Raw genomic sequence first — 16,274 nt, forward strand, 5'->3', positions numbered from 1 at the left:
TGAAATTGAATTTTAATATAAAAAAATATTTATTATATAAAGGACTTTCTTCACAGGTGTCGAATACTATATTTTAGAAGATAAATAAGGAGGGGGAGAAAAAGATGGGAATATATTGGGAATACATAGACAAAAATATGAACTTTGATGAAATAACCGCTGAAAGAAAGAGATTATTAAAAAAAATCTCCTCATTAAGAAACAACCGTGATGTAATTGTTTACGCTGCTGATTATAGTAAAAATCAGGCGCCAATCTCATTAACTTATGACGACTTAATTCCATTTTATGACCAACTGTCAAATTTACATGGTGATAGTGTTGACCTTATTTTAGAAACACCTGGTGGTTCGGGAGAAGTAGCCGAAGACATTGTGAAGACATTAAGGAACAAATATAAAAACATAGCAGTGATTATTCCTGGTTGGGCAAAAAGCGCTGGAACAATTATAGCTATGGCTTGCGATGATATTTTAATGGACAGCACTTCAGCATTAGGACCAATCGACGCACAATTATCATGGCAGGGTAAGACTTTTTCAGCCGACGCTTTAATTAAGGGTTTTGAAAAAATTAAAGATGAAGTTGAACAGAAAAATCATCTTAATCAAGCATATATTCCAATTCTTCAGGGAATATCACCGGGAGAATTGGAAAGCGCACAGAATTCCTTGGATTTTGCGAAAGACCTCGTTAAACAATGGTTGATATCGTATAAATTTAAGGATTGGAATGTTCACTCTGGTTCTGGCATAGAAGTAACTAAGGAGAAAAAAAGCCAAAGAGCTGAGGAAATAGCAACAGAATTATGTAACCATGAAAAATGGAAAACCCATGGAAGATCTTTACGTATAAAAGATTTAGAAGAAATGAAATTGAAAATTACTAATTATGAAGATATTCCTGAACTTGACGAGGCAATCAAAAGATACAGGGCGCTATTAAGCAAGAGTTTTGATAGTAATATCTTCAAAATCATTGAAACAGGTGATTCTCAAATATATAGACATTTAAATGGTCAAAATAACACCCCTCAAAAACCACAGGAAAGAGATATATTTTTTGTTGATGTTAAATGTACGAAATGCCACTATGTAAATAAAATCCAGATCAATGTGGCAAAACCCAAACCCATTCAAAAAGGGTATAAAAGCATTTCAGAGGATGGAACTGTAATCTGTTATGGTTGCTCTGAACAAGTAAATTTGACACAATTATTAAAACAAATTGAAGCAAAGGCAAAGAAACCTGTGGTAATATAATTAAAGGAGGAATTTAAATGAATACTGACAGATTTAAAATCGTTTTTTCAGAACTCGAAAAGAATTTGGAAAAGGATGAGTATAGTTTTGAGTTAGAACCTATTATTGAATACTCTGATGAAATTTACGAGCTTCAAAGGCTCTCCGAGGAATTACAACAACCACAATATCAAGTAGTGAGTTCTACCAGGTATTAAAAGCCTCAATTCCGAGGCTTTTTTATTTTGTACGAATGAACCTCCTCAGACAACTCCGCACAAATCCGATCACACTCATCCTTACACGGCACACCGCTATACCTACTTACCTGCACCTCGCTCATCCCAGCGTTCGTAAACCAAGCATAATAATCAGCTTCTAATCGCTCCATGTAATTAACAGATCCAAACCCAACCAAATGACCATCAATAATTTTTTCCATTAGAAATTCCCTCCTACAACTACTATCGTTGTAATCAGGGGGTGAAAACCTAAAAAATGAGGTCATATGAAAGCAACGGAATAGCTAAGATTTGACTGCACCCACGAAACACCCACGAAACACCCACGAAACACCCACGAAACACCCACGAAATTTTGAAATAGAAGAAAAACGATTGAAAAACGGATTTGTCAAATGTTGATATAAAGATAAAATTGATATGTTTTTAAATTGCAAAACAGTATGGTACAGAATCCGTACTACTGTACATCCGTGGGAACGTGAGCAGTATTTGACGAATTATTAAGCTTGGTGTAATGGGATTTTTATCGTGGGTGCACTATTGATTTTGGGAATATTAATAGGCCGCACCCACCAAACCCCCGCAAAATATGAAAAACAATAAATTATCTTATTTTAAAATATCGTTCAGGTATGATTCATACTGAGCGGTATTTTAAATTCATTTTATATGAAATATGTCAGTAAATCGCAGTAATTTGATAGCTCCCGTAACCTAAACGGTTTATATATACATATTGGCTCGCCCCCGCCTCTAACAACAAGACAATATGTGTATGACGTAGTGAACGAATAGGTAACGTTTTAATGCCAGATCGAATACACAGACACTTCTCATTATACAATATAACAATGAGCTCGTTTATACGGGGGTCATTCTTCAGCTAATGGGACCGCGGTAAATAGGTTAGTCGGATTTTTCATATGCGAAAGTTGAGTTGATTATCTTAAATCCAATTTTTTTGACATTATTATTTTTTCTATTATTTTTGATGCATCATTTTTTTCAAGATACTTATCAAAAGCCTCTAACCGTTCTTTAAAATCCGATAAATCGTTCAGCCACCTAGCCAATACCACGGCTGCTTTTTTAATATAATATGAATGATATATTTATTTTTTGACTTTACTCCATATTAAAAGACAGCATGAAGCTGCCTTTTAATCAATTTTATAGTACCTATCACCAGTCTCCTCCGCCATTTTCAATACCAAGGGTAATAAGGGTAATAATATGGGTAAGGGAATAATATCCTAAATAAATGGAATGGAAAACGTTGGCGACGGAAACGACGAAACCTTCTTCTTCGAGGACGACCATAATCGTCATAATCATCAAAATCGTAGCCAAATTGTCTAACTACCTCTTCTTCATTAACCTGCCTTACTTGTTCTGCATCAACCTCTTCAGGAACTAACATGGTTACGCCATCATCGTCCATACTTTCGATAATACCATCAAATTGTGATCCATCACCCATTTGTGCTACAACATGGTAGTTCATATATCGGCGACAGATTGCTTTTACATCGTGACCCATAGGTTGATAAGTTCCTTGAAATTGATGATGCATTGGATTGTTGTTATCCATTAGAACATCTCTCCTCTCTTTACATCCTAAGGATATTCACCTAGCTTGGGCAATGATTGGGCTATGGTGTTACGTTCTTGAAAAAAGTATGCCAGTCAATACAGTTACACTAATTTGGATACTTAATCCTATCTATAAAGATGAGAGTTTTTTTAAATAGAAGATGATTTCTTTTATCCGTATTATTACTACAGAGTTAACAACTGGTCGCATGTTTTTAATTTGTTACAACAAAGCTTGTAAGTCGAAGAAATGGTATGTGCTGTGAGTAGTTAGCTTTTCCATATACCAGAAACCCAAGATTTAGAAGGAAACATTACAATGCATAATCATCTAGTACCTGCTTCATATCATCGAGTAACCGCAGTAGGTTCAGCACAAAAATTAAAGAATGGTGAAGAGCAGCAAACCATTATAGAAACAATGGTAGCCTGTATAATAAATGCTGAAACCCAAGATATAAATGTGTGAAACCGTTTATTATTGTAATTATCATATGGTCCAATTGACCTTGATATTTTTTTTATTAATCTTATAATCCGTATCAAGATTATTTATCAGTAATCCACTATCTGGTTCATTCAGTTTAATTACACCTAGTTATTATTTTTTCGACTACTATTGGCTGACCTTTCCAGGTTTCCACAAATTTATGGAATAGACCAAAAGAATAAAAACAAACAATATTGCTACTCCCGTAAAATCAAAGTCTATAAATAGTTTGATAGAGATTGCAAGGAAAAAAAGGGTGAGATGAGCCAGATTTTGGCCAATTACTCTTTTAATATTCAAGAGGGTAGAATACCCTCGCGAATATCATCCTTTTATTCTGGATTTCCGATTACCTTTTACTTGGATTATACTCATCATAAGAAAACCTTGTCATAGTAGTCGATTCACCTTTTTTAATATCGGACTTCGTTGCCTTCTTTCCAAAAGAATCTTCTGGATCCATACCTGGTGCAACAGCAGTATCTTCTGCTTGTAATTTCTTTTTATCCATATCGTCATCTCTCCATTCCTGCTAAATATGAAGTAATATCCCTTGTATTCAATCTGTTAGTTAAGGTACACAAGACTAAAATAGTCGTAAGTTTAATCCTTAAAATACCCAATTTTATTATCTTTAATCACGCAAAAGGGAGTTGGCAAAAACAGTTTTTTACTCTATTCCTGTAAATTAGAGCAAAAACAATAGGTATTTTTAATTAAGTTAAGAATCAAAGTAGGGAATCAGGTCAAAAGTAACCAATAGTGAAGATGGTGTGGATTCAGGGTAAAAGGAATAGTTTGGATTTACCAGGGTTTGAAGGAAAATAATAAATAATATGCAGTATATTTTCGCCAAAAAATCAAAAACTTGAATGGACCAGGAAATCCAACTTAGGAGGGGTTAGAGTTGACAGTTATAACACAGGTTAAGCAAACAATTGCTGGATTAAAGAGCGCCCAGGCAAGTTTTGAAACTTTTGCACTTGAAACGGATAATAAACAGGCTCAACAGTTGTTTCAAAATGCTGCACAGCAAACACAAGCAATCTTACAGAATGTAGAGCCAAGAGTCCAGCAAATGGAGCAAGAGGAACCGCAATATAAACAGTAAGACACGGAGGCTGGGATAAAACCAGCCTCTTATTAAAATCATCATATCTTTCTGTGCGTGACTTGTATTCCACATGTCTTTTTGGGTAAGTTTCAAATGTTTGTTTGTATTTGTTATGAGGTTTAAAAAGGACCCATATTGGGCCACTCTAACAAAAAATAAATAATACCAGATTCGGCTACCAAACAAAAGCATCAACAATTATAATGTGTTCTTTAAACTACCTTTATCTTTTCAGGTTAACTTGGAATTTTAATCCTAAAATAGGAGAATTTATATAAGATGTTTTTACGTTGGAGGTTAAATTGTTAAAAAGAAAAATCAATATCCAACAGATACTTTATGTAAAGGTGGGACATCCATTGGAAATAAATAATATTGCAGGTATCGGTGATAAAATTTCTTTTAAGTCCGGGGTAAAAGGCGTTGTCGAAAAAATCTATGAGAATTCAGTAATCGTATCGGTTACTGAAAATACTACCGATTTAGAGTTTGAAGGGGACAAGACAGTCGTCGGACATAAAAATTATGAGATTATCTGATAGGTTATAGCATGAAAAGGCGCCTTCCCAATACTGGAGAGCGCCTTTCATGTAAAACTTAAAATGAACTAAAAGTCATTTTTGTTTGTTGTTATCCATGTTTCGACTATTATCTTCAAGGAATTCTTCTGCAAATTCCACATTGTCAACTCGTTGGTCATTCTCATTGTTACGGTTGTTTCGGTTATCCCGATTATTACGCCTATGAACATACCATTCGAGGGCCCAAGTCAACAAAATGCATACACTATCTTTCAACAAATACTGATAATATCTGTACAGAATTGCAGAAGTTTTTTATCTATCATATATTGAAAATGAATCTAAATGATTGTACAGACATATTTAGGACCGCTAAGACAAGTTTACATTATTCCTCAGGAAAGCTTATTATCTGATCATATTATTAGATGCCAGGGTAATAGGTGTGTAACGTAATTACTTGTGGTATAATAACTATACAACTCCATACAATATTAAAACCGCCCCATGCTGGTAACATGGAACGGCTACAATAGACCAACCCCATCAAGAGGGGTGGGCACAATTGGTAAAAATAACCCCTTAAGGCTCGGCTAAAGCACATGAGGGGTTATTTTTTATATTTGTCGGACATGATGAATGCAATCAACATGCCGAAGGAAATCATAATCGTCAATACCTCACTCATATCCAAAGGCGGCACCTCCTCCCATGGAAATGTCCTGGAAGGAAATTGGTGCACCCAGCCCCTCGTTTGAAGCCAGTCTACTGTTAATTCAATCATAACATATCCGAGCATTCGTTCCTATAATTCGTTGGCGGATTTAGATTATTTGGTTAGGTATTAAATGTTCGGTAAACTCCTATTTTAAACACAGCGACATTTTACTTCATCACATGAGGAAAGTGATACTTCATCCTTTTTAAGCCGGCCATACAAATAGATGGACCAAAGTAACCATGATGGCACACGTGATGAATAACAAAATGACTAATGGGAGCATAAATCTTGCCCATTTAAGCCAAGAGATTCCTGCAATTGCTATTCCAGCCATTAAACCGCCATTTGTCGGATAAAAGGCGTTTGTGAATCCATCCCCAAACTGGAATGCGAGAACAGCAGTTTGTCTGCTTACCCCCACTAAATCTGCTATCGGCGTCATGATTGGCATGGATAACGCAGCTTGTCCGCTTCCGGAGTTGACAGGCAGATTTAATAAGAATTGACCTAGAAACATACCAAAGGCTGCAAAGCTGGAAGGAAATTGACCAGCTAAATTCGTTAGGCCATATACGATAGTGTCGATTAAATTACTGTTTTGCAGAATTACAACAATAGTATAAGCAAACCCAACAGCTAATGCACCTTCCATTAAGTTCTTACATCCATCTGTAAAGGAGGAAGCCACTTGATTCACGTTCATCCTCGAAATCATCCCAACGACAACTCCCATTAGGAGGAACAACCCAGTAATTTCTTTGAAGTACCATCCATAGTTAATAATGCCAATCGGTAAGGATATAAATGTTGCTGCGAGGCAGATTAATATCAAAATATGTTTTCCTGTTAGACGAGTTTCGATAACCTCTTTGTTTTCTTTTACCTTTTTATTGTGATCCTCATCATATACTAGGCTCTTTTCTGGGTTCTTTTGAATTTTTCTTGCATAGAGTGTTATATACGTGCCACTAACGATGAGGAGTATAAGCCAGCAAATGATTCGTACTCCCATCCCTGAAAACAGTGGTAATTCAGCAATTCCATGGGCAACACCAACATTGTATGGATTTAAAAAGCCACCTGCGTATCCTATAGCTACACCAACCATCGGGACTGCAACGGCAATAATGGAATCGAAGCCTGCTCTTAATAGAAGTGGCAACAGGATAATAATATAGACCATCGCTTCTGATCCCAAACCAAAACTGGCTCCAGCTAAAGAAAAAATAGCAAAAAGAACAGGGATTAGGTAAACTTCTTTACCGTGCATTTTTTTGATGACTTGATGGAGGGCACTTTCAATCGCTCCTGTCTTCCCTAAAATACCAAATACACCACCAGTAATAAGCAGCAAAAATATGATACCGGAAGCTTGGGACATGCCATCATAAAGGGAATTGAAGAATTCTAAAAACCCTGTTGGATTTCCTTCAGTTTGCTGATAGGTTCCGTTGACTAAAATCTCTCTACCTTCATCATTTGTCGTTCGTTCATATTCCCCGGCTGGAACAAAGTAAGTGGTCACAGCGGTTATAATCATCATGCAAAATAAAATGACAAGGATGTTTGGCGGTTCTTTTCGCTTGTTCTTTGTCTTTGTTGTGTTTACATTGTTTTGTTCATTAACTTTCATGTAGCTAGATCTCCTTTTATTTTTGCTGAGAATACCCTTCCATAGACTTCAAATAATAATGCCTATACGGAAAATGAGTGTTATCTTGATAACGTACCATCCTCCACCTGTTTTCCTTATTCAACTGTAAGGCGGAATGCCAAAAACTGTTGGATTTTTTCAGTTTTTGAATCAACATAACTAAACTTCCTTATGCAAATCGATTTATAGATTTTTTGCATACTCACCGAGTTGGTGAACCACATGGCAAGTACATTGTATCCCATCAAAGAAATAATCCATTTTGATGTTTTCATTTGGGGAATGATTTCGTTGATCGAAATTCGCATAAGGCACAATAATGGATGGAGTGTTTAAAATGTTTGTCCATACATAAACAGGAAGTGAACTCCCTAGACTAGGCTGTAAAAGGGGTTCTTTTTGATAAGCCCCGAAAACTGCATTCGTTACCACTTCCACAATATCCAGATCTGCAGGAGTCCTTGACGGTTCCATGGACACTAAATGCTTCACTTCAATACCTGGATCATGTTTTTCGACGTGTCTGCAGATTTTGTTGTAAATATCTGCAGGGTCTTGGTCCACGACAAGACGAACATCCAATTTCACGGCTGCAGTAGAAGGGATGATTGTTTTAACGCCTTCTCCTGAATAACCGCTATAGATTCCTGCTATATTAAAGGTTGGTTCCATCGTTAGCTTGTGATAATAGTTTTCCCCATCCATTTCCAGCCCTGGGTAGCCGATTTTCTCTCCAATATCATCCGCATCAAAAGGCAATGTTTGAAGTAGCTCCTGTTCTTTCGGTGAAGGCTTGCGGATATGATCATAAAATCCTTCTATTAACACGTTTCCATCCTTATCACGCATTGTCTGCAGTAAGTCGATTAATCTCCAAGCTGGATTTGGCACGATATTTCCTGTATTTCCGGAGTGATTATCCCATTTTGCTTCCGTCGCTTTTAGTTCTAACTGGAGAGATCCTCTTGCTCCTAATAAAATAAGGGGAGAATCGCTATTGTGTGAAGACCCGTCAGCTGTATAAACAAGATCTGCTTTCAATAGTTCTTTATTCTCTTTCACAAAGGAGGCTAAATGAGGGCTTCCATTTTCCTCTTCTCCTTCAAATAGAAACTTTATGTTAATGGGCAAGTCTTCAAATAGATCGATATATGTCTTAATCCCAAGAAGCGTGGCCATTAGCTGTCCCTTGTTGTCTCCTGCCCCTCGAGCGTAAATTCTCCCATCACGAATGGTAGGTTCAAATGGTGGAGAAAGCCATTCGTCCAGTGGATCTGGCGGCTGTACGTCATAATGTCCATAAAAAAGCAATGTGAAGGCATTTTCATCCTTCAGCATTTCACCGTAAACTACAGGATGCCCATCCGTTTTCATAATTTTGGTGTTAATCCCGATTTCTTCCATTATATTTTTAAGAAGTTCGGCACAATCCGTAATCCCGTCGTTTTGTGTGCTAATACTTTTTTGGCGTAATAGAATAAATAATTGTTCCAGGTATTCTTCTTTTTTGTCTAATAGGACAGATTGAATCTCTTTTAAAGGCATAGAAATCCCTACTTTCTTTAAATAACGAAACAAAATAAAAAGTAATAAAGGTGATATTTCTTATTTATAAAATAGAGAACTCTATAAGTATATTAGTTATCACTTTAAAGTAGTAAAGAACTAAATTAGTACAGTAACTAGAATTATATATTAATAGAAATCGTAAAACAAGAAGTTTTTGGAGGTAATTATTGAAGCTAGGGAATAGTCTATTATTACAATTTGACCAGTGGGATAGGTTTACCGGTCTAATCACCATAATGCTGATTCGGAAACAAATGGTTTGGTTTTTGAAAGAGACTGTACAACAGATTCCTTAGCAGAGAATCGTTTTACACATTAATTAAAGAATTGAATGATCGTGGTATAGAAACAGTAATGATGACTGGAGACAATAGCCGAGTAGCAACTTATGTAGGTGAAAAATTCGGGCTTTCAAAAGTAATTGCAGAAGTTTTACCACATGAAAAGTCGAATAATGTGAAGGATTTAAAACGAGGTGGCAAAAAAGATACCGTGATTGGTAACGGAATTAATGATGCACCTGCCTTTGCTGAGGCAGATTTAGGTATTGCAATCGGTGCTGGTACAGAGGTTGCAATTGAAACTGCTGATGTCGTACTAGTAAATAGTAATCCAGTAGATATCTTAACTATTATTAAGCTGTCTAAAGCAAGTCGTAGAAAATGATTCAAAACTTAGGATGGGCAGCGGGCAACTTATTCAACACGGCATAATTCATCTTATTTATAGAACCCACTGAACTCCATAAGTACGGATTTTTAAACTATTAAAATACTTTCTTGAAAAGCTAGTGAATTTGTATTATTGTAAAGTAATAAAAAGTATTTGAAAAAACGAATTCTTTTTAATAACATTATATTTATATAGTAAGTATATTTGAAAGAGAGAAGGTGAATCCTTGAGTGCTGTTCAGACAACAGAAGTAGATGTAAACAACGAGAAACAAGGAGCAGTTAGAAAGTACGTTGGCAAAACAGCATTTTTTATATCAGTATTAGGCATTATTTGGTCTATATTCCAATTATATGCAGCTGGAACTGGAGCACTTGATGCGATTCGCCTGCGAGCCTGGCATATTATCTTTTTACTGATGATGGCCTTTTTACTATATCCGGCTCGGAAAAAGAAAAAGGAAGTTATTAAATATCCTAAAATCTTTGATATAATATGCATTATTTTATCGTTGGTATCTTTTGGCTATTTTCTAATGAATTATAATGATATTGCATTAAGAGGCGGTTTCTTATTAAACCAGGATTACATATTTGGTGCGATTGGGATAATAATGGTATTTGAAGCAGCGAGAAGAGTAGTTGGAAATTTAGCAGTTCTTGCCTTCATTTTCCTTCTTTATAACTTCTTTGGTTACTTGGTACCTGGTATTTTCGGTCATGGTGGCTTTAGCATAAATCGGGTCATTGATCATATGTTTTGGGGAAGTCAGGGGATTTTCGGTATAGCTATTGGTGTTTCAGCTACGTTTGTCTTTCTTTTCATTTTATTCGGGGCATTTCTTAGAATAAGTGGATTTAGCCAATTTATTAATGATCTTGCTTTAACGATTGCGGGTCGCTCGCCTGGAGGTCCTGCAAAGGTTGCTGTTCTAGCCAGCAGTATGATGGGAATGATTAATGGTAGTGCCCTTGCAAATGTCGCTACCACTGGCACGATAACCATTCCTATGATGAAGAAAAACGGTTATAAGGCAAGGTTTGCAGCCGCAGTAGAAGCTGTTGCATCTACTGGTGGACAATTTGCTCCACCTATCATGGGAGCTGCTGGTTTTGTTATGGCTGAGTATCTGGGTGTTTCTTATACAATTGTCATGGTAGCAGCAATCGTACCAGCTTTTCTGTACTATTTAACACTTATTTTAGTTGTACACTTTGAAGCAAAAAGATTGGGACTGAAGGGGATTTCAAAAGAAAATATACCGAATATTGTTAATGTCCTTAAAAAGCAAGGACATCTTTCTATTCCACTCATTGTATTAATGGGGCTATTATTTATGGGGTATACACCACTATTCGCGGCAGTATTTTCTATTCTTGCCTGTGTTGCAGCAAGCTGGATACGTCCTGATACGAGAATGGGTCTTAAAATGATTCTTAGAGCATTGGAAGATGGAGCAAAAGGTGCTGTTGGTGTAGCGGCGGCCTGTGCAATCATTGGAATTATTATTGGAACTGTTTCATTGACAGGACTTGGACTATCTTTTGGTTATAGTATTATGGAATACACGAATGAAAGTATTTTCATTGCAGCATTTCTAGTCATGATCATGAGTATTATTCTAGGGATGGGAGTTCCTGGAGTGGCTGCTTATGTTATTGTTGCAACCGTAGCAGCACCAGTACTTGTTGAACTGGGGGTCCAGCCGTTAGCTGCGCATATGTTTGTATTGATTTATGCTTGCCTGTCCAATGTTACGCCACCTGTTGCACTTGCCTCATTTGTTGCAGCGGGTATCGCTAATACGGATCAAACGAAAGTATCTTTAACAGCGGTGAAACTGGCTTTAACCGGATTCATTTTACCATTCTTTTTCATATTTGAACCAGCATTATTGATCAATATGGAAGCACCTTCGGAAAGTATTATTCCTGTAATTACTGCTTCTATTGGAGTAATCGCATTTGCTTCCGGTTTGCAGGGCTGGCTGATTACTTTGGCAACTCCTATTGAGAGAATATTACTTGTAATAGCTGGGGTTTGCATGATTGCACCAGGTCTTGCGCTTGCCCTTGTGGGAATGGGAATAATCCTTATTTGTATTGTTTGGCAATTAGCAAAGAAAAAGAAAATTCAAAGGGAACAGGATAATTTCCCTGAAACGATTAAAATCACAAAATAATAAAGTTATCGTGGTAGGAAAGGAAGACAAATAGTATGAAAACATCATTTAAAAAGCTGTGGAAAATTGGAATATTAATCGGGTTAGCACTAATCGTATCCGCGTGTGGTAGTAATAACGCAGACGGGGGAGATGATGAAACATCCTCGGGAAATACAGAATTGAACTTTCCAACAGCAAGTACAACTGGAACCATTTACCCATTAGGAGCGGCGATGGCGAATATTTGGAATAATGAAGTGGATGGAATTCGTGTCAATGCTCAAGGTTCGAATGGAGGCGTAGAGAATCTGAATCTATTAAAAGAAGGGGAGGGTCAGATTACGTTTGCTACTGCTGGTATTGTCTGGGAAGCATATAATGGTGAGCGTGGATTTAAAGACCGTGCATATGAGGATGTTCGTGTCATGGCTGGTCTTTATTATAATCCCAATCAATTTGTTATTCGAGAGGATTCCGGAGTAGAATCTGTTGCAGATTTAGAAGGACGCAGATTTGCCCCAGGTGCTATAGGAAGTACACCGGAAGTAGAGTCTAGCATTATTTTACCTGCTTATGGAATCGGCTATCCGGATGGCATTAAAGAAAACTTTATTGGATTTACAGAAGCAATCGATTTAATGAGAAATAATCAAATCGATGGAGCTTTAATTCAGGCTGGAGTTCCTACCGCTGCAGTTACAGAAATGACTGCTACAGCTGGTGGAAAGCTTATTGGCATTGAAGATGAGGTGCGTGAATCATTAATAGATGAGTATCCTTGGTATTCGGATGTAACCATTCCAGCAGGTACATATGATAATCAGGATGAAGATGTAAATACGTTGGGTATAAAAATGCTATTGTTAGTCGATGCATCGTTGGATGATGATCAAGTCTATGAAATGACGAAAGTATTCTGGGATAATCTTGAACAATTAGAAGAGACACATCCTATTGTAGAACAAATTGATATAAATGAAGCTACATTAGATCTTTCCGGTATTCCGCTTCATGAAGGTGCAAAACGCTATTATGAGGAAGTAGATGTATTGGTGGAAGAATAAAACATATATTTGTTTCTCTGAAAATTGGCGACCTACATTTAGTAATCGCCAATTTTTAATACGAATAAACTTTTTTCAGCCAAAAAAAGGAGTTATTACGTCGAAGCACCACCATGAACAGAAAACAAACAATAGATAATGGAAATCATTATACGAAAAATGGTTCTGATCATCAAAAACTGATGATTGGAACCATTTTTTAGTTATTTTTGGCTAGTTATGTCCCGGCCTCTTCTTTCCTGTACTTTCTATCACTGAAAAAAGCATTTTCTTTTTGAATCTTGTTTTTAATTTTTTTCCCTTAATTTTTGTGAAAATGAATCATATAGTCATCGTTAAATCGTCAATGACATACGAGACTTGGAGATCCTATGCAGCTCATGAACACCTACTGATAATTTTTCAAATCCAGCTGTCAGTTGTTTAGACAGGCTAAATAAAAAATCTAAAATAACTGTAACAATAATAGCAATGTAAATATTCACTTTATAAAAAAATCCCTATATTGAAAACATATTGACAAAATAAAAGTAAGCGATTACAATGTATTTAATATTCGTTAACTGTTAAGTGTTAACAAATGAGAATATTATGTTAATTATTTTAAAAGGAGCCTGTGTTATTAATGAATATAAAAAAAAATCATGTAAGTGAGCAGGTTCTTACTTATTTACGAAAAAAGATAATGTTGAATGAATTAAAGGAGGGTGACCACTTAAAAGAATCTGAACTATCAAAGCGATTGAATGTTAGCAGGGGACCTATACGCGAGGCTATAGCAAAGTTAGAAGCCGAGAGATTAGTTGAAACGCCTTCAAATGGTAGAACAGTAGTTGGGAAATTTGATGTTAGGGCGATTAAAAATCTTTATGATAGTCGTATTTTATTAGAGAAGCATGCATTAACACAGATTGATTCAGAATCTTTAACTAAACATATTGATACATTAAATTTGTACATCAAGCAAATGCAGGATTCTCATAGCAATGGGATAAGAGACGTGGAATCAGATATGGCTTTCCATGGTTTACTTGTAAAAATGACAAATAATCAAACGCTTATTCAGTTATGGAATTCGTTAAATGGTTTGATTGAAACATTAATTGAAGTTACATCAGCGTATATTTCAATACATCAGCAAGAGATTATTGAAGAACATCAGGTTGTTGTTGATGCTTTGAAAAAACAGGAAGTAGAAAAAGCGCAAGAGCTGCTAGCCATACATCTGGAGAACGCCTCGGATTATTACTGTCAAGCTATTAAGGAATTAAATTTAAAAGGAGTGAAGTAAAATGGTAACCGAGAAAGTAAAGTGTGCGATTATTGGATCAGGAAATATTGGTACAGACTTAATGTATAAGTTATTAAGAAGTGAAAAACTGGAACCAACCGTGATGATTGGAATTGACTCAAATTCAAAAGGGTTGGCATTGGCTAAAGACTATGGATTAGTTCCTATATATACAGGGATTGATGGATTTGTAGAGCAAGCGGATTTAGCTGACATTGTGTTTGAAGCTACTTCTGCTAAGGCGCATACATATAACGCACCTATTCTTAAAAGACTAGGGAAGAAGGCAATTGATTTGACTCCAGCGGCTGTTGGACCGTTTATGGTGCCATCTGTAAGTTTAGATACTCATAATATTGAAGAATTGGATAACGTTAATATGGTTACATGTGGAGGACAAGCAACTGTTCCTATGGTCAAGGCAATTTCGGATGTAGTCGAAGTAGAATATGCGGAAATTGTTGCATCTATTTCAAGTAAGAGTGCCGGACCAGGCACTCGTCAAAACATTGATGAATTTACGGAAACTACTGCAAGGGCATTAAAAGAAGTTGGTGGAGCAAAAGAAGGAAAAGCAATTATTGTTTTAAATCCTGCTGAACCTCCTATATTAATGAGAAATACAATTTACGTAAAAATATCGGAATACTCTGATGAGATACATCAAAATATCTTACAAAGATTATATGACATGCTCGAAATTGTACAAAGCTATGTGAAAGGATACAGCTTTAAAGCAGATCCAGTTATAAAAGATAATATTGTAACTGTTGCGGTCGAAGTAGAAGGAAACGGAGACTTCCTTCCGAAGTACTCAGGTAACTTAGATATTATTACATCTGCTGCGGTAAAGACAGCTGAAGTTATGACAGAATTGATGGTATCGAAAGGAGTATCACAATGACACAATCAAACAAAATAGTTTTTAATGATGTAACATTACGTGATGGAATGCATGCCATTTCCCATCAATATTCAGTAGAGCAGATTGCCCAACTAACAAAACTACTTGATGATGCAGGTGTTGATATTATTGAAGCCACACATGGAGATGGATTAGGTGGTAGCTCCATTCAATATGGTTTCTCTAAAGAAACAGAAAAGGACATTATTACCACCGCGGTGAAAAATACAAAAAACGCAAAAATTGGAGTACTTTTAGTTCCTGGAATAGGTACAATCGAACACTTAAATAATGCAAGAGAGTGGGGTGCATCAGTGGTCCGTGTAGCCACACATTGCACGGAAGCAGATGTATCCGAACAACATATTAGAGCAGGAATAGATTTAGGAATGGATACGGTTGGATTTTTGATGATGTCACATCGTACAAAGCCTGAATTATTACTGGAAGAAGCTAAAAAAATGGAATCTTATGGAGCAGGAACTATTTATGTAGTGGATTCTGCTGGTGCATTAACAATGGATGATGTAAGAAGTAGAGTATCTTTATTTAAAGAAAACTTACATACAAAAGTTGGATTTCATGCACATAATAATCTCTCTCTTGGTGTAGCCAATTCAATTGTTGCAATAGAAGAAGGGGCAGATAGAATAGACGCTAGTTTAGCCGGAATGGGTGCTGGAGCTGGGAATGCCTCTCTAGAACAGCTTGCTGCAGTAATGAATAAATTAGATATTCCACATGCAGTAGATTTATATAAAGTGATGGATGCAGCTGAAAATGTGATGAAACCAATGATGAAAAGACCAGTTCAAATTGATCGACTAAGTCTGACACTTGGATATACAGGCGTCTACTCTAGCTTTCTTCTATTTGCAGAAAGAGCTGGAAAAGAATATGGTGTTGATCCACGTGACATCTTAACAAAGATTTCTGAGATGGGTGCAGTTGGTGGACAAGAAGATTGGATTATCGGAGTAGCACAGGATTTGGCTAAAGAAAAAATAACAAGAGCTAAGGAGGAAGTTTAA

The 16,274-nt window shown here is 36.4% G+C and carries 16 protein-coding genes; 11 read left to right on the plus strand and 5 right to left on the minus strand.

Features of this window, described 5'->3' with window-relative positions; translation table 11 throughout:
* The first annotated feature begins 104 nt into the window (after positions 1 to 104).
* Positions 105 to 1,262, plus strand: a complete 1,158-nt coding sequence (locus A4245_RS13750) for an SDH family Clp fold serine proteinase (protein WP_067728881.1) — start codon at positions 105 to 107, stop codon at positions 1,260 to 1,262.
* 17 nt (positions 1,263 to 1,279) lie between these two features.
* Complete coding sequence (locus A4245_RS13755; protein ID WP_067728883.1) at positions 1,280 to 1,459, plus strand: hypothetical protein; 180 nt, start codon at positions 1,280 to 1,282, stop codon at positions 1,457 to 1,459.
* Positions 1,460 to 1,464: 5 nt separating this feature from the next.
* Here A4245_RS13755 and A4245_RS13760 read toward each other — a convergent pair whose 3' ends face one another.
* Positions 1,465 to 1,683, minus strand: a complete 219-nt coding sequence (locus A4245_RS13760; RefSeq protein WP_067728885.1) for a hypothetical protein — start codon at positions 1,681 to 1,683, stop codon at positions 1,465 to 1,467.
* 1,007 nt (positions 1,684 to 2,690) lie between these two features.
* Complete coding sequence (locus A4245_RS13765; RefSeq protein ID WP_067728887.1) at positions 2,691 to 3,077, minus strand: hypothetical protein; 387 nt, start codon at positions 3,075 to 3,077, stop codon at positions 2,691 to 2,693.
* Between the two features lie 321 nt (positions 3,078 to 3,398).
* On the opposite strand from A4245_RS13765, the gene A4245_RS20390 reads away from it, so the two are divergent.
* On the plus strand, positions 3,399 to 3,548 hold the full coding sequence (locus A4245_RS20390; protein ID WP_199860689.1) for a hypothetical protein: 150 nt from the start codon (positions 3,399 to 3,401) through the stop codon (positions 3,546 to 3,548).
* A 370-nt stretch (positions 3,549 to 3,918) separates the two neighbouring features.
* Here the strand turns inward: A4245_RS20390 and A4245_RS20395 are convergent, their stop codons facing one another.
* The gene (locus tag A4245_RS20395; RefSeq protein WP_199860690.1) at positions 3,919 to 4,080 is read right to left on the minus strand and encodes a hypothetical protein; all 162 of its coding nucleotides are present in this window, start codon (positions 4,078 to 4,080) and stop codon (positions 3,919 to 3,921) included.
* A gap of 396 nt (positions 4,081 to 4,476) precedes the next feature.
* On the opposite strand from A4245_RS20395, the gene A4245_RS13770 reads away from it, so the two are divergent.
* Together A4245_RS13770 and A4245_RS13775 are read left to right on the plus strand one after the other, a co-directional pair.
* Positions 4,477 to 4,680, plus strand: a complete 204-nt coding sequence (locus tag A4245_RS13770) for a DUF1657 domain-containing protein (protein WP_067728889.1) — start codon at positions 4,477 to 4,479, stop codon at positions 4,678 to 4,680.
* A 377-nt stretch (positions 4,681 to 5,057) separates the two neighbouring features.
* Positions 5,058 to 5,222 (plus strand): DUF2187 family protein, encoded by a 165-nt coding sequence (locus A4245_RS13775; protein WP_084268809.1) that lies wholly within the window; start codon positions 5,058 to 5,060, stop codon positions 5,220 to 5,222.
* A gap of 905 nt (positions 5,223 to 6,127) precedes the next feature.
* On the opposite strand, the gene A4245_RS13780 is transcribed toward A4245_RS13775, so the two are convergent.
* Together A4245_RS13780 and A4245_RS13785 are read right to left on the minus strand one after the other, a co-directional pair.
* Entirely contained in the window at positions 6,128 to 7,558 is a 1,431-nt protein-coding gene (locus tag A4245_RS13780) for a YfcC family protein (RefSeq protein ID WP_067728893.1), read from the minus strand.
* Positions 7,559 to 7,762: 204 nt separating this feature from the next.
* Entirely contained in the window at positions 7,763 to 9,124 is a 1,362-nt protein-coding gene (locus A4245_RS13785) for a M20/M25/M40 family metallo-hydrolase (RefSeq protein WP_067728895.1), read from the minus strand.
* A 381-nt stretch (positions 9,125 to 9,505) separates the two neighbouring features.
* On the opposite strand from A4245_RS13785, the gene A4245_RS13790 reads away from it, so the two are divergent.
* From A4245_RS13790 to dmpG, 6 genes are all read left to right on the plus strand, one after another.
* Positions 9,506 to 9,814, plus strand: a complete 309-nt coding sequence (locus A4245_RS13790; protein ID WP_067728897.1) for an HAD family hydrolase — start codon at positions 9,506 to 9,508, stop codon at positions 9,812 to 9,814.
* A 232-nt stretch (positions 9,815 to 10,046) separates the two neighbouring features.
* On the plus strand, positions 10,047 to 12,002 hold the full coding sequence (locus A4245_RS13795; RefSeq protein WP_084268805.1) for a TRAP transporter permease: 1,956 nt from the start codon (positions 10,047 to 10,049) through the stop codon (positions 12,000 to 12,002).
* 35 nt (positions 12,003 to 12,037) lie between these two features.
* Positions 12,038 to 13,048 (plus strand): TAXI family TRAP transporter solute-binding subunit, encoded by a 1,011-nt coding sequence (locus A4245_RS13800; RefSeq protein ID WP_084268806.1) that lies wholly within the window; start codon positions 12,038 to 12,040, stop codon positions 13,046 to 13,048.
* 625 nt (positions 13,049 to 13,673) lie between these two features.
* Positions 13,674 to 14,339, plus strand: coding sequence for a GntR family transcriptional regulator (locus A4245_RS13805; RefSeq protein ID WP_067728899.1), 666 nt, complete (start codon positions 13,674 to 13,676; stop codon positions 14,337 to 14,339).
* A 1-nt stretch (position 14,340) separates the two neighbouring features.
* The gene (locus A4245_RS13810) at positions 14,341 to 15,243 is read left to right on the plus strand and encodes an acetaldehyde dehydrogenase (acetylating) (protein WP_067728901.1); all 903 of its coding nucleotides are present in this window, start codon (positions 14,341 to 14,343) and stop codon (positions 15,241 to 15,243) included.
* Entirely contained in the window at positions 15,240 to 16,274 is a 1,035-nt protein-coding gene (gene dmpG, locus A4245_RS13815) for a 4-hydroxy-2-oxovalerate aldolase (RefSeq protein ID WP_067728903.1), read from the plus strand. The genes A4245_RS13810 and dmpG overlap by 4 nt, the downstream gene beginning before the upstream one ends.

This window comes from Oceanobacillus damuensis (assembly GCF_001618145.1).
In the GTDB taxonomy this organism is placed as follows: domain Bacteria; phylum Bacillota; class Bacilli; order Bacillales; family Amphibacillaceae; genus Oceanobacillus; species Oceanobacillus damuensis.

What these genes read in the sequence shown, in the direction of transcription:
- A4245_RS13750 (WP_067728881.1), top strand. Translation starts at nt 105, where the DNA reads ATGGGAATATATTGGGAATACATAGACAAAAATATGAACTTTGATGAA.
- A4245_RS13755 (WP_067728883.1), top strand. Translation starts at nt 1,280, where the DNA reads ATGAATACTGACAGATTTAAAATCGTTTTTTCAGAACTCGAAAAGAAT.
- A4245_RS13760 (WP_067728885.1), bottom strand. Translation starts at nt 1,683, where the DNA reads ATGGAAAAAATTATTGATGGTCATTTGGTTGGGTTTGGATCTGTTAAT.
- A4245_RS13765 (WP_067728887.1), bottom strand. Translation starts at nt 3,077, where the DNA reads ATGGATAACAACAATCCAATGCATCATCAATTTCAAGGAACTTATCAA.
- A4245_RS20390 (WP_199860689.1), top strand. Translation starts at nt 3,399, where the DNA reads ATGCATAATCATCTAGTACCTGCTTCATATCATCGAGTAACCGCAGTA.
- A4245_RS20395 (WP_199860690.1), bottom strand. Translation starts at nt 4,080, where the DNA reads ATGGATAAAAAGAAATTACAAGCAGAAGATACTGCTGTTGCACCAGGT.
- A4245_RS13780 (WP_067728893.1), bottom strand. Translation starts at nt 7,558, where the DNA reads ATGAAAGTTAATGAACAAAACAATGTAAACACAACAAAGACAAAGAAC.
- A4245_RS13785 (WP_067728895.1), bottom strand. Translation starts at nt 9,124, where the DNA reads ATGCCTTTAAAAGAGATTCAATCTGTCCTATTAGACAAAAAAGAAGAA.
- A4245_RS13790 (WP_067728897.1), top strand. Translation starts at nt 9,506, where the DNA reads ATGACTGGAGACAATAGCCGAGTAGCAACTTATGTAGGTGAAAAATTC.
- A4245_RS13800 (WP_084268806.1), top strand. Translation starts at nt 12,038, where the DNA reads ATGAAAACATCATTTAAAAAGCTGTGGAAAATTGGAATATTAATCGGG.
- A4245_RS13805 (WP_067728899.1), top strand. Translation starts at nt 13,674, where the DNA reads ATGAATATAAAAAAAAATCATGTAAGTGAGCAGGTTCTTACTTATTTA.
- A4245_RS13810 (WP_067728901.1), top strand. Translation starts at nt 14,341, where the DNA reads ATGGTAACCGAGAAAGTAAAGTGTGCGATTATTGGATCAGGAAATATT.
- dmpG (WP_067728903.1), top strand. Translation starts at nt 15,240, where the DNA reads ATGACACAATCAAACAAAATAGTTTTTAATGATGTAACATTACGTGAT.